At 69.4% G+C, this 12,763-nt stretch carries 15 protein-coding genes and 1 pseudogene; 11 read left to right on the top strand and 5 right to left on the bottom strand.

What is annotated here, in order from left to right:
• From HMPREF0591_RS34705 to HMPREF0591_RS18360, 4 genes and pseudogenes are all read right to left on the bottom strand, one after another.
• A pseudogene (locus HMPREF0591_RS34705) lies at positions 1–218 on the bottom strand (hypothetical protein); the annotation flags it as partial.
• Positions 219–371: 153 nt separating this feature from the next.
• Positions 372–587 (bottom strand): lipase chaperone, encoded by a 216-nt coding sequence (locus HMPREF0591_RS18370; protein WP_007170142.1) that lies wholly within the window; start codon positions 585–587, stop codon positions 372–374.
• A 450-nt stretch (positions 588–1,037) separates the two neighbouring features.
• Positions 1,038–3,329 carry an isocitrate lyase ICL2 gene (gene aceA, locus HMPREF0591_RS18365; RefSeq protein WP_007170140.1) on the bottom strand — a complete coding sequence of 764 codons (2,292 nt, stop codon included), beginning with the start codon at positions 3,327–3,329 and terminating at the stop codon, positions 1,038–1,040.
• A 241-nt stretch (positions 3,330–3,570) separates the two neighbouring features.
• The gene (locus HMPREF0591_RS18360; protein ID WP_040623337.1) at positions 3,571–4,308 is read right to left on the bottom strand and encodes an MBL fold metallo-hydrolase; all 738 of its coding nucleotides are present in this window, start codon (positions 4,306–4,308) and stop codon (positions 3,571–3,573) included.
• An 89-nt stretch (positions 4,309–4,397) separates the two neighbouring features.
• On the opposite strand from HMPREF0591_RS18360, the gene HMPREF0591_RS18355 reads away from it, so the two are divergent.
• From HMPREF0591_RS18355 to HMPREF0591_RS18335, 5 genes are all read left to right on the top strand, one after another.
• The gene (locus tag HMPREF0591_RS18355; protein WP_007170138.1) at positions 4,398–4,712 is read left to right on the top strand and encodes an ArsR/SmtB family transcription factor; all 315 of its coding nucleotides are present in this window, start codon (positions 4,398–4,400) and stop codon (positions 4,710–4,712) included.
• Entirely contained in the window at positions 4,709–5,119 is a 411-nt protein-coding gene (locus tag HMPREF0591_RS18350) for an SRPBCC family protein (protein WP_007170137.1), read from the top strand. The genes HMPREF0591_RS18355 and HMPREF0591_RS18350 overlap by 4 nt, the downstream gene beginning before the upstream one ends.
• Before the next feature lie 16 nt (positions 5,120–5,135).
• Complete coding sequence (locus HMPREF0591_RS18345; RefSeq protein ID WP_007170136.1) at positions 5,136–6,140, top strand: zinc-binding dehydrogenase; 1,005 nt, start codon at positions 5,136–5,138, stop codon at positions 6,138–6,140.
• A gap of 35 nt (positions 6,141–6,175) precedes the next feature.
• Positions 6,176–6,622 (top strand): SRPBCC family protein, encoded by a 447-nt coding sequence (locus HMPREF0591_RS18340; RefSeq protein WP_007170135.1) that lies wholly within the window; start codon positions 6,176–6,178, stop codon positions 6,620–6,622.
• Between the two features lie 95 nt (positions 6,623–6,717).
• Positions 6,718–7,311 carry a YbhB/YbcL family Raf kinase inhibitor-like protein gene (locus tag HMPREF0591_RS18335; RefSeq protein WP_425270205.1) on the top strand — a complete coding sequence of 198 codons (594 nt, stop codon included), beginning with the start codon at positions 6,718–6,720 and terminating at the stop codon, positions 7,309–7,311.
• 10 nt (positions 7,312–7,321) lie between these two features.
• Here HMPREF0591_RS18335 and HMPREF0591_RS18330 read toward each other — a convergent pair whose 3' ends face one another.
• A complete protein-coding gene (locus HMPREF0591_RS18330; protein WP_007170133.1) occupies positions 7,322–8,884 on the bottom strand; it encodes a phytoene desaturase family protein in 1,563 nt (520 codons plus the stop codon).
• A 126-nt stretch (positions 8,885–9,010) separates the two neighbouring features.
• On the opposite strand from HMPREF0591_RS18330, the gene HMPREF0591_RS18325 reads away from it, so the two are divergent.
• The 6 genes from HMPREF0591_RS18325 to HMPREF0591_RS18300 all read left to right on the top strand — a co-directional run bounded on the left by HMPREF0591_RS18325 (position 9,011) and on the right by HMPREF0591_RS18300 (position 12,671).
• Positions 9,011–9,610 (top strand): TetR/AcrR family transcriptional regulator, encoded by a 600-nt coding sequence (locus HMPREF0591_RS18325; RefSeq protein ID WP_007170132.1) that lies wholly within the window; start codon positions 9,011–9,013, stop codon positions 9,608–9,610.
• A 61-nt stretch (positions 9,611–9,671) separates the two neighbouring features.
• Positions 9,672–9,989: a tautomerase family protein gene (locus HMPREF0591_RS18320; protein WP_007170131.1), complete on the top strand. Its 318-nt coding sequence runs from the start codon at positions 9,672–9,674 to the stop codon at positions 9,987–9,989.
• A complete protein-coding gene (locus HMPREF0591_RS18315) occupies positions 9,986–10,957 on the top strand; it encodes an NAD(P)H-dependent flavin oxidoreductase (protein WP_007170130.1) in 972 nt (323 codons plus the stop codon). The genes HMPREF0591_RS18320 and HMPREF0591_RS18315 overlap by 4 nt, the downstream gene beginning before the upstream one ends.
• Before the next feature lie 87 nt (positions 10,958–11,044).
• Positions 11,045–11,536 carry a carboxymuconolactone decarboxylase family protein gene (locus HMPREF0591_RS18310; RefSeq protein ID WP_007170129.1) on the top strand — a complete coding sequence of 164 codons (492 nt, stop codon included), beginning with the start codon at positions 11,045–11,047 and terminating at the stop codon, positions 11,534–11,536.
• 11 nt (positions 11,537–11,547) lie between these two features.
• Positions 11,548–12,177 (top strand): nitroreductase family protein, encoded by a 630-nt coding sequence (locus HMPREF0591_RS18305; RefSeq protein WP_007170128.1) that lies wholly within the window; start codon positions 11,548–11,550, stop codon positions 12,175–12,177.
• Positions 12,177–12,671: an SRPBCC family protein gene (locus tag HMPREF0591_RS18300; RefSeq protein WP_007170127.1), complete on the top strand. Its 495-nt coding sequence runs from the start codon at positions 12,177–12,179 to the stop codon at positions 12,669–12,671. Before HMPREF0591_RS18305 ends, HMPREF0591_RS18300 begins: the two co-directional genes overlap by 1 nt.
• Positions 12,672–12,763 lie beyond the last annotated feature (92 nt).

Genomic DNA, 12,763 nt, shown 5'->3' with positions numbered 1-12,763 from the left:
CCACCGCCGCCCGGGCCGCCACCGCCCGTGGGGCCGCCCGGCGTGCCGCCGCCCCCACCCGGCGTGGACGGAGCCACGCTGGATGACGGCGTCGTCGTGGTCGTCGGCGTGGTGGTGCTGCTCGGCCCTTTGTTGCCGCCGCCACCGCACCCGACCGCGAGCACCAGCATGGCCGCGCCGCCGAAGAGCGCGACCGAGGTCCTGGCTGCAGATCTCATCGGAGTCCCCAATCCCCAAGTGCCCCACGTGCACCCGGTCCACTTCTCCTTACCCGGGCACGCACTCGGGCAAACGGCATACGGGGCGCGATTTCCGCCCACGAAAACGCCGATGGCCCATCACCGGGATGGACCATCGGGACGCCGGCCCGACTAGCAGTCGAGACCCGCTATGCAGCCGGCAAGCGTGGCGAGATGGACGCCGGCACCGGTCGCCCCGGTCTGCGTGGGCGCGACGGTCGTGGAGTGCGCCGCCGGCGCCGGCGCGGCCGCCGTCGGGCTGGCACTCACGCCGCCGATCCCCACCGCGAGAACCGCTCCGACCACCCCGCCGAACACGGCGGCCGCCGCCTTGGTCTGCGCAATCATCAGTCGCTCCTTCCCGTTGCAGCGCGTCGGCCCATGTGGCGCGCATCCAATGGGACAATCATACACCTGTGCAACTGTTGCACGGCCATAGATTTCTGGAGCGCCGGGTTTGCTCCGTGCGGGGACACAACTCATTACGGGCGACTCATTACCGGCGACTCATTACCGGCGACCGGGGCCGGCGACACGGGGTCGATGCGAGCGCGAACGCCACCAGATTCGGGCGTTGAGAGCCGATGGCCCATCTCGGGCTAATGGGCCATCGGCCAGCCAAATCGTATCTCCCGACACGTGTTGCCACTGGCGAATTGACAGACTCGGCAATAAAAACTTTCTCGTTCGTAAATTGGACAATTCTTCGCCGGGTGGCCGACCGGGCCCGACCGGCGAGCGCCACCACCGCCACGGCCTCCGGCGTGAGGAAACGGGTCCTTCGCCGGTAACCGCGCCCTAGTCTTCCTTGGTGATCAGCTTGCGCAGCGCCACGCGGTCGGGCTTCAGCAACTCCTCGATGCGCGGGCGGTTCACCTCGGCGACGATGATCTCGCCGACCTCCTGGTTGACCTCGGTGAAGATGCCGTGCGACTTCATCTTCGAGGTCTGATACTGGTTGTCCTCCGTCGGGGTGACGTAGTACACCGCGTCGGCCTTGAAGCGGTGCACCAGCCACAGGTGGATCAGCGTCATCAACCGCTTCTGGCGCAGCTTCTCGGCGAAGGTGTTCTGGTCGCGCACCGTGAGGATGCTGCGGCCGTGCCGGTCCTTGATCGGATCGAACACGACGTTGGCCAGCTGCTCGTCTCCGTTGCCGTGGATGCCCAGCACCAGCACGTCGGAGCCGGGCCGCCGCGGCCGCAACGACACCCGCAGCTTCTCGCCCAGCTGGTAGTGCTCGCTCCACAGCGCCAGCCACTCCTCCAGCAGCTTCTTGGGCACCTCGGTCTGCACCAGATGCTGATGCTGGGTCGAGCCCTTGCCCATCGCCTTGGTGGTCGCCGTGCGCCCGGAGGACGCCTGCAGCGCCGCGTCGCTGCGCGGCCCGCCGACCAGCGTCTGCGGCGTGCGGTACGGGGACTCGACCAGGCGCATCTTGCGCTGCAGGCGGGCCAGGGCGAGCATGCCGTCCTGTTTGAGGGAGGCGGCGAACTCCTCGGCGGCGACGCCGTCGATCTGGTGGCCGCCGTAGGTGATGAAGTTGAAGACGAAGCCCATCTTGCCGAGCTCCTCGGGGAAGCGCTTCATCTCGTCGTCGGTCATGCCGGTGGTGTCCCAGTTGAACGACGGGGACAGGTTGTAGGCCAGCATCTGGTCTGGGAACTCGGCGTGGATCGCCTCGGCGAACTGCCGGGCGTCCGCGAGGTCCGCCGTCTTGGTCTCCATCCAGAGGATGTCGGCGAACGGCGCCGCCGCGAGCGACTTGACGATCGCGTAGGGAATGCCGCCGCGGATCTGGTAGTAGCCCTCGGGAGTCTTCGCCAGCTCGCAGTCCCACGGCGGGTCGACGCCCAGCTGCCTCGCCTTCTCGCGCGCGGCGTAGAGGGACGCGCGCTCGGCGAACTTCCGCCACTCGGCGGGACTCATGCCGCGGGGCTCGTCCTCCTCGCTCTCGCCGAACTCGAGCACCTCCGCGACGGCCTCGCCGTAGGTCATCAGCCCGGCGTCGTCCTCCCAGGCCGCCACGAACCGCGACTCGACCTGGTCGAAGAGGTCGTCGATCGAATGCTGGCCGTCCTCCCGCAAGGCGTTGGCGGCTTCGGAGATCAGGCCCTGGATGCCCTGGCGCTCGAGCCAGGCGGTGGCCGCGGCGTACTCGGAGTCGTCGAGGGCGTAGAGCAGATGGCCGTTGAGCTCCTTGACGCCCAGCTCGTAGAAACGGCGCAGCAGGGCGAGGAAACAGGCCTTGTACGAAGGGATGTTGAGGTTGGTGGCGCCGAGCAGGAACGGCTGGTCGCGCTCGTCGGCGCGGCTGTCGATCAGGTTGGCCGCCTCGGCGTCGGTGCGGGCGACGATGATGCCCGGCACGCGCATGATGTCGAGCTGGAAGCGAGCGGCGTTGAGCCGCTTGATTTGTTCGTCCGAGGGCACCAGCACCTTGCCGCCCTGGTGGCCGCACTTCTTGGTGCCCGGGCGCTGGTCCTCGATGTGGTAGCCGGCGACGCCCACCTCGACGAATCGGCGGACGAGGTTGCGCACGTGCGGATCACCGCCGTGGCCGGTGTCCGCGTCGGCGATGATGAACGGGCGGTAGTCGTAGGCGGGTGTGCTGGCTCGTTGCGCCTCGCTCATGTTGAGCCGTTGGTACTGCTGGTTGCGATCGGCGGTCAGCAGGGCGCGCACGAGGACCGCGGCATCCTCGGGGACCTGGCTCAGCGGGTAGCTCGCGAGGTCGGGACCGGGGTCCTCGGTCGTGGAACCCTTGGCCGAGGTCGCCCAGCCGCCGAGATAGATGCCCTCGATGCCCATCCGCTTCATCGCCACTGCCTGGCCCGGCGAGTAGGGGCCGAACGTGGTGATGCTCTTCTTGGCGGCGAACAACTCGCGCAGCCGGTCATAGAAGGCGGCGGCCGCTTCCCGCGCCACGATGTAGTCGGCCGGGATGGTGCCGCGCTGCTCCACCACCTGGCGGGCCGTATAGAGGCGAGTGATGCCGGCGAAGCGCGGGCTGTCCATGTATCGCTGCGTGGCGGCGATGTCGTCTTCGAACGATGTCCGGACTTCGGTGTCCGAGTCAATGATGGCCATGGCCGCACGCTCCTCTTCGGCAGGATTTCCCTGGACGAGAGTCTATCCCCGGAGAGGACGGTTCAATCAGGGGTCGAAAGACCCATCCCAAAACTGTTGCCGGACGCCTGTATCCGCAAGCGGGTGACCGTCCCGCCCGGCCGTGGCGCCTCGCCCCGGTGGTCGCCGCGCGCGCCACCGCCACCCCCGGGATGGTGGACCGGCGTAGAGCGCCTGTGCCGGAGTGGGTTTCGGCCGTGACTCAGCCGGGCTCGGCGGCCGCGCGCCGCGCCAGCCAGTCCCGCTGGCGACGGACGAACCCCGCGTCGACCGCTCGGCCGTGGCCCGGCACGTAGGTGGCGCCCGGCCCGCCGACCGCGAGCAGCCGGTCGAGCGTGGCCGGCCAGGCCGCCAGGTCCGAGTCGGCGTCGATCGCGGGGTCGGCGGACTCCTCGACGAGGTCGCCGGTGAACACGACGGTCGGACCGTCAGGGTCGTCCTCTCCCCCACGGGCGATCACGACCAGGTCCGACGCGGTGTGGCCGCGGCCCAGGTGGGCGATCGTCACGGTGCGGTCGCCGAGGTCGACGGCGGCGTCGTAGACGCCCCGATAGATGCCGCGGCGCGGCGGTCGTAGGGCGGCGATCGCGCGGTCAATCTCCGCGGGGTCCGCGCCGTGGTGCACCGCGTCCCCGCGCATCCGGTCGGTCCCGGATGCCAGGCAGTCGAGCACCTCAGGCGCACAGTAGATCTCCGCGCCGGTGAACACCGAGGAGCCCAGGACGTGGTCAAAGTGCTTGTGGGTCAGGACGATATGGGTGACCGGTTGGCCGGTGAGCCGCCGCGCGTCGGCGTCGATCGCGGCCCCCTCGCGCAGCGTGCTGCCGGTGTCGACCAGCAACGCCCCGCCCCGCCCGCGCACCAGCCCGACCGTGACGTCGCAGAACGGCAGCCGGCAGCGATGCACGCCGGCCGTCAATCGTTCCCACGCGAAGTGCACACCCAGCAAGGTAGCCCCCCGGTGGGGAGATCGCGCTGACATGTCGGAAAAGGTTGACATTTCACACCTGTCGACCTAGCGTTCCGGTCGTGGCCAGCACCGACCGCGTCTTTCTCGCGCTGGCGAACCCGGTGCGGCGGGAGCTGCTGGAGATCCTGTCCCGGCAGCCACTGTCGGCGGGGAAACTCAGCGAGCGGTTCGAGCTCAGCCGCCCCGCGGTGGCCGAGCATCTCAGGGTGCTGCGGGACGCCGGGCTGGTGGAGGACGAGCCGCAAGGGCGCCACCGCATCTACCGCCTGACCGCGGAACCGCTGGCACGGCTCGACGAGTGGCTGCATCCTTTCGAGAAGTTCTGGCGTGCCCGCCTGGCCGGGCTCGCCGAGACGGCAGAGGAGCTGGAATGACCGAAACGTCGACGCCCGCGACGATCCGGGTGGATCAGTTCGTGGCGGCCCCGCCCGGCAAGGTCTGGCGGTTGCTGACCGAGCCCGACCTGCTGCGGCTGTGGTGGGCCGAGGGCGACGTGGCCGCGGTGGTGGGCCACCAGTTCACCCTCGACATGCCGGGCTACGGCAAGCAATCGTGCACGGTGCTCGAGGTGGATCCGCCGCGCCGCTTGGTCTACACCTTCACGTCCGCCTGGACCCTTACCTGGCGCCTGGAACCGGAAGGCGGCGGCACGCGAGTGTTCTTGGAACACGGCGGTTTCGACGTCGACGACACGAGGATGGCCATGGCCTTCGACCGGATGGGGCCCGGCTGGCGGGACGTCGTCCTGCCCCGCCTTGCCGACGCCGTCACGCGGGTCTGAGCGGCCGGGTTTCGCGATGCGCGCAGTGGTCATCACCAAGCGGGGCGATCCGTCGGTGCTGCGGGTCCAGCAGCGGCCCGATCCGCCGCCGCCGGGTCCGGGACAGCTGCGCGTCGCAGTGCGCGCGGCGGGCGTGAACTTCGCCGATCACCTGGCCCGGGTCGGCATGTACCCCGATGCGCCGAAACTCCCCGCGGTCGTGGGCTACGAAGTCGCCGGGACGGTCGAGGCGGTCGGTGCGGGCGTCGATCCCGGCCGCGTCGGCGACCGCGTGCTGGCGGGAACCCGGTTCGGCGGTTACGCCGAGCTCGTCAACGTGGCCGCCGCCGACTCCGTGCCGCTGCCCGCCTCGATGGGCTTCGAACAGGGCGCCGCCGTCCCGGTCAACTACGCGACCGCGTGGGCCGCGCTGCACGGTTACGGGTCGCTGCGCGCCGGCGAGCGGGTGCTGGTGCACGCCGCCGCCGGCGGGGTGGGCATCGCGGCCATCCAATTCGCCAAGGCCGCCGGGGCCGAGGTGCACGGCACCGCATCGCCCGCAAAGCATCGACGGCTGACCGAGTTGGGGGTGGACCGGGCGATCGACTACCGGCGCGACGATTGGTGGCGGGGCCTGGGGCACTACGACCTCGTGCTCGACGCCCTGGGCGGCACGTCGCTGCGGCGGTCCTACGCGCTGCTGCGGCCGGGCGGAAGGCTTGTGGGATACGGGGTTTCGAATTTGCAGCACGGTGATAAGCGCTCGCTGCGGGCCGCCGCCCCGCACGCGTTGGCGATGCTGCGGGGGTTCAACCTGATCGACCAACTCTCCGAGTCCAAGGCGGTGATCGGGCTCAACATGCTGCGGCTGTGGGACGACCGGGGCACCCTCGAGCCATGGATCACCCCGCTGGCCAAGGCGCTCGGCGACGGGACGATCGCTCCCGTCGTCCACGCGGTGGTGCCATTCGCCGACGCGTCCGAGGCGCACCGCATCCTGGCCGCCCGGGAGAACGTCGGCAAGGTGGTCCTGGTGCCGTGAGTTTTTAGCGGCGCCGCAGTGGTTATCTATCCTCCATGGCTGTCACCGAATCCCGCGAGGTCGTCATCGAAGCGACCCCCGATGAGGTCATGGATGTGCTGTTCGACATCGAATCGCTGCCCGAGTGGTCCTCCGTGCACCAAAAGGTTGAGGTTCTCGAGCGGGACGACCAGGGCCACCCCGCCAGGTCCAAGCAGGTGGTCAAGCTTGTCGGTGTCAGCGACGAGCAGGAGTTGGCTTACACCGTTCACGACGACGGCGTGAGCTGGACGTTGGTCACCGCCAAACAACAACGCGCGCAGGATGGCCGCTACACACTGACGCCCGATGGGGACGCCACCCGGGTGCGCTTCGACCTCACCGTCGACCTGTTGATGCCGGTGCCGGGCTTCTTGATCAAGCGGGGGTCCAAGAGCCTGATGGACACGGCGACCAAGGGATTGCGCAAGCGGGTCCTGGAGCGCAAGAAGCGCGGCGACTAGCCGGGTCCGACCCCCGAAATCGGCGCTTCCCGACGAGGGCCGCGCGGGCCACACTGTCCCTTATGAGATCGAAGTCCCCTATGCGATCGACGTCCATGAGCACACTCCGTCGGGTCGCCTCGGTCACCGGCGGGCTCGTGGCCCTCGTCGCGGCGGCCGGCTGCGCTGGTCACGGCGACACCCACATGACGACGCCGTCGGCCCCCCGGTTGACGACCCTGGGCCGGCAGGTTCCGGCCGCGCCGGCCGGCGGGCCGTTGGCCATCAGCAGCCCGGCGTTCGCCGACGGCGCGCCGATCCCCGTGCAGTACACCTGCAAGGGGGCGAACACGGCGCCGCCACTGGCGTGGTCGGCGCCGCTGGGTGCCGCGCTCGTGGTCGACGACCCGGACGCCGTCAACGGGCTCTACGTGCACTGGGTGGTGGCCGGGATCGCTCCCGGTTCGGGTAGCACCGCCGACGGCCAGACGCCGGCCGGCGCGACCGTGTTGCCGAATACGGCCGGGCAGGCCGCGTATATGGGCCCGTGCCCGCCCGCGGGAACCGGCACCCATCACTACCGGTTCACGCTCTACCAACTCCCTAACGACTACCAGCTGCCCGGCGGGCTCGCCGGTGTTCGGGCCGCGCAGACGATCGCCGGTGCGGCGACCGCGCAGGCACGGCTCACCGGAACCTTCGCGGGTTGAGGCTCGCGGCTCAGGCCATGTCGTCGAGGGCCTGGTAGCCGGCGTTGTAGCCGGGGGTGAACGTGATGCCCGGTCCGCCGTGGCATCCCGCGCCGCCGAGGTAGAGACCGCCGATGGGAATCGGGAAGTCGAGGAATCCTTTGGGCCCCGGTCGATTGGGCCCCATCAGATCCGGATGCAGCAGGCCATGGCAGAAGTCGCCCGCGGGCGCGCCGAACATCGTGTTCATGTGGTAGGGCGCAAACGTGATGTGCCGGATCACGATGTCCCTGAAGTTCGGGGCCAGCCGGGTGATTTTGTCGATAACTCGTTGTGCCATCTCGTTTTTCAGCTGTCCGTGGTCGTGGCGGTCGACCTCGACCGGGAAGGCGTACGCGTACGCGCTGGCGGCGTGCTTTCCGGGCGGCGCCATGCCGGGATCGTGCACGGAAGGGATCTGCATTCCCATCGAGGGGTTGTCCGGCACGATGCCCCGACGGCAGTTCTCCCAGTGCAGCTGTTGCTCCTCCGGGGCGCCGAAGATCCCGACCGACTGCTGCATGCCTTCTTCGTTCAGGAACTCGTAGGGCGCGGCGAATTCGGGCAGCCCGTCGAGGGCGAAGTGGATCTGCACGAAGGACGCGCGGTGATCGCGGCCTGATACCCGCGAGATGAGCTCGGCCGGCACGTGTTCCGGTGCGATCAGGTCGGTGAGCGTGAGGTCCGGTGCCAGGTTGGACACCACGATCGGCGCGGTGATCGTCGATCCGTCGCGCAACCGCACCCCGGTCACCGCGCCGTGGTCGACCAGGATCTGCTCCACCTTGGCGCGGAACCGGATCTCCCCGCCGTGGGAGACGAACAGCTCGCGCAGATGCTCGGTGAGCGCGCCGATGCCGCCCTTGAGTTTGGTCATCATCGCCGTGGAGTCGTCCGGCACCGCCAATGCGAACGCCAGGCAGGTGGCGCTGCCCGGTGTGTAGGGGCCGCGGTAGGTGGAGTTGACGGCCAGGAAGGCGAGCATCCCCCGCATGACCGCGTGCTTGTCCTTGTCCGGCAGGTATCGGTCGATGACGTCCATCGCCGACCCGAACAGCATCTCGTGTATGGCCCGCCGCTCGGCGTCGTTGGCCGCGCACGCGTACATCTCGTCGAGCGTCTTGGGGGGCGTGCGGACATCGAAGCGGCCCAACGCCTTTGCGGGCCCCTGGCTCCATCCGATCAGTTCGGCCATGCCGGTGACGGCCTCGATGCCGTGCTTCTCGCCGAGGTGGGTCATCAGCTGCATCGGGTCGCGATAGAAGACCATCGGCTCCTCGCCGTGGTCGCCGATGTTGGTGGACATCACCTCCGGTTCCACCGTGGGCAGGGTGTCCAGGCCCAGGTCCTTGCTGATCTGGCTGGCCGTCGGGAATTGCACCGAACCGGCGATCTCGTATCGGAAGCCGTCGATCAGTTCCACGGTCGCCGCCATGCCGCCCGCGTAGGTGTTGGCTTCCAGGCACAGCGTCCGCAGGCCGGCCCGCTGCAGGATCGCGGCGGCGGTCAGTCCGTTGTGGCCCGCTCCCACGACGATCGCGTCATAGTCAGGCATGGCTTCCTCCCTTGATGGCTCCCTTGGGTCACTCCCGCGGATCGGCGCGTGACAAGAATATGTCAGTACTGACATAATTGGAAGATGTCAGTCCTGACTGGCCGGCTGGGATACCATCCCGGTGGGATGAACGCGCCGACGAACCGCCATGAGTTGCGCCGCCGGTCGACGCACGAGGCACTGCGCCGGGCGGCATTGAAAAGCTTTGCGAGCAAGGGGTTTACCAACGTCACGGTGACCGAGCTGGCCCGGGAGGCCGGCGTGACCGAACGCACCTTCTTTCGCCACTTCCCCACCAAGGAGGCCGTGCTCTTCCAGGACTACGAGACGCAGCTGGAATGGCTGGCCGAGGCGCTCGCCGCCCGCCCCGCCTCCGAGTCCCTCTTCGACGCGGTGCTGGCGAGCGTTGCGGCATTTCCGCACGACCCCGAAGTGGTCCGTCAGGCCGCGACGGCCCGTGCGGAGTTGATCAGCGCCGAGCGCATCGCCGGCCATCTGCGCGTCGTGCAATCGTCGTTCGCGCGGGTGCTGACCGACTTCGTCAGGGGCCGCAACCCGCAAGTGGCGAACATCGACCTGCTCGCCGAGGTCACCGGCTCGGCGTTGGCCGCCGCCCTCGTTGTGGCAGTGGAGAATTGGGGCCGCAACGGCTGCACCCGCGACTTGGGTGAACTCGTGGCCTCCAGCCTGGAGCTGCTGCGTTCGGGTTTGGCGCCGCTAGCCTGATCCCGTGTGCCTGATCTCCTGTGCGGGCACGTCGCGCAGACTCGAATCCGGAGGAGGCGAAATGCGACTGCGGCACATCGACCTGATCGAGGGCCGCGCACCGTCGCCGTCCGGGGGCTGCTCGACGCGGTACGGGAGCGTCGCTCTGGACACCGGTCCGGGCATCACCCGGTTAGCGCAGCAGGTCATCGCGCACGTGGTGAGCCGCCGGCGCGCGCGGGCGATGAAGGACAAGTTCTACGGGCTGCCGGCCACCAACCTGGCCGACCGGTGCGGGTTAGATCCGGCCGACCTGATCGTCCCGGTCACCGAAAACGGCGAAGGGCGCTGGTCTTTCGGCCACGGCCGGGCGCAATTCCTCACCGGGGAGCTGCAATGACTCTCGGCACCCGGCTCACGAAATTCTTCGGCATCGAACACCCCATCGTGCTCGCACCCATGGCGGGGGTCTCCGGGGGTCGGCTGGCCGCGGCGGTGACGTCGGCGGGCGGCCTGGGACTCATCGGCGGCGGCTACGGCGACTCGGAGTGGCTCCGCCGCGAATTCGACCGGGCCGACGGAGCCAGGGTCGGATGCGGGTTCATCACCTGGAGCCTGGCTCGCCGGCCCGGGCTGCTCGACGAGGCACTGCAGCGGCGACCCGCCGCGGTCATGTTGTCCTTTGGCGAGCTGCAGCCGTTCGCCGACCGGATCCGCGCCGGGGGCGTCCCGCTCATCGCGCAGGCGCAGACGCTCGACCACGCCCGCCAGGCCCTCGACGCGGCCGCGGACGTGGTCGTCGCCCAGGGCGGCGAGGCCGGCGGCCACGGCATGACGGTCCGGTCCACCTTCACACTGGTGCCCGACGTGGTCGACCTCGTCGCCGAACGCTCACCCGAAACGCTGGTGCTGGCCGCCGGTGGGGTCAGCGACGGCCGCGGACTGGCCGCCGCGCTGGCGCTCGGCGCCGACGGCGTGCTGGTGGGCACCCGACTCTGGGCGTCCCCGGAGGCGCTGGTGTCCCCGCGGGCGCACGACCGGGCGCTGAACGCCAGCGGCGACGACACCGTCCGCACGCGCGCCTACGACCTTGTGCGCAAACTGGATTGGCCCGCCGGATACGACGCGCGGGCGCTGGGCAACGCCTTCCTCGACACGTGGCACGGCAACGAGGAGGCGCTGGCCGCCTCGCTGCCCGAAGCGGTGGCCGACTATGAAAAGGCCGTCGGCGCCGAAGATTTCGACACCGCCGCCATCCTCGTCGGCGAGGGCGTCGGCCAGATCCGGCAGGTTCGGCCGGCGGCCGACATCGTGGCCGACATGGTCGCGCAGGCCGCCCGGGCGCTGAATCGTTCGCGGTCCGGCTGACCGCCCTGGACAGCCGAGTGGCGAACTGGTTTGCTCGACTCGGTAATTACTTAATTCGGTAATCACTTCGTTCGGCAGGAGTCGCCGATGGCCCGTATCGACGTGCCGGCCGGCCCGGGCGGCGACGCCGCCATGATCTGGACGCTGCGACCACAACTCGGCGACATGGTGGAGCGGATGATTCGCGGCGCCTACCAGCAGAGCATCCTGCCGGCCGACGAGCGCGAGTTGGCCAGGATGCGCATCGCCCAGATCAACGACTGCGTGGCCTGCTCGGGATTCCGGGCGCAATCCGTACTGGACGCCGGCCCGCACGCGCCGGCGCCGGAGCTCTACGACAACGTCGCCGCCTACGCCAGCTACCCCGGCTACACGCCGCGGCAGCGGCTTGCCATCGAATACGCCGAGCGCTTCGCCACCGATCACGCGTCGCTGAACGACGCCTTCTTCGGGCGGCTGCGCGGGTCGTTCTCCGACCCCGAGATCCTCGATCTGACGCTCTGTGTCGCGGTCTTTCTCGGGCTGGGACGGTCGTTAACCGTGTTGGGTGTCGACCAGTCCTGCGCAATCGATCTCTGAGGGGAAACCGGATGGATTTGGCCACGGTCGACGAGCTGCTGACGACGACGCGATCGGTGCGCAGGCGCCTCGACCTCGACCGGCCGGTAGGCCGCGACGTGATCCTCGAATGCATCCGGCTGGCCATGCAGGCACCCACCGCGAGCAACGCGCAGGACTGGCGCTGGCTGGTGATCACCGATGCCGACAAGCGTGCCGCCATTGCCGAGATCTACCGCAGCGTCGGCGCCGAGTACCTGGCGCACGCCGCCAAGGACACCGCGGACCCGCAAACCCGACGGGTATACGCCAGCGCACTGAGCCTGACCGACACGCTGGGCAGGGTTCCCGTGCATGTCATCCCGTGCCTGGCGAACCGCATCGACAACTCCAACCTGTTGACCGCCGCGTCGGCCTGGGCGTCGATCATCCCGGCCGGCTGGAGCTTTCTGCTCGCCCTGCGGTCCCGGGGGCTGGGCTCGGTGTGGACGACGATGCATCTGGCCAGGGAGCGCGAGGTGGCCGAGTTGCTCGGCATCCCGGACACGGTCACGCAGGCCGCGCTGTTCCCGGTGGCCTACACCGTCGGCACCGACTTCCGGCCGGCCGCGCGGCCGCCCGCGGAAACCGTGACGTTCTGGGATGGCTGGGGAGGCGACTGATGCAGTCCTACACCGTGCGGTTTCACGTCGATGCGCCCCCCGCCAAGGTGTGGCGGGTGCTGCATCCGCCGGCGCCGCCCGACGCGCCGCGCCCCCGGGTCCTCACCTGGCCCACCGGCAGTATGGAGATCCTCAACGAGGGCAACGACGCCGGCGAGGGCCTGGTCCGCACCTGCATCTTCGAAGTGCCCAAGTATCTGCTGTCCGGCGGGCGGGCGCGGTCGTGGGAGACGGTCACCGAGGCGCAAACCAACAAGTTGTCCCGCTACGTGGCCGTCGGCGCGCCCCTGTGGTCCCGGGCCGAGGGCTACCACCGACTCGACGAGCAGCCGGACGGGACGACCGTGCTGACCTTCCACGAGACCTACCACGCATACAACCCGGTGCTGCGGCTCCTCCTGGAACGCCCGGTGCACGCGAAGATCTCTCGCGACAACCTCAAGACGTACGAGCATGCGCTCGGTTACGCCGGCCGCGTGCGGCGGCTCGATTAGGGATGCTGAGCGCCCTGACCACGGGTTACGGCGTCGGCGCCACCCGCGGACGGATGCCGCTTCGGGTGAATTCGGCTGCTCACCCCGGTACG

The sequence above is a fragment of the Mycobacterium parascrofulaceum ATCC BAA-614 genome, from assembly GCF_000164135.1.
Classification (GTDB): Bacteria; Actinomycetota; Actinomycetes; order Mycobacteriales; family Mycobacteriaceae; genus Mycobacterium; species Mycobacterium parascrofulaceum.
This window is presented reverse-complemented; position numbering and strand designations above follow the sequence as displayed.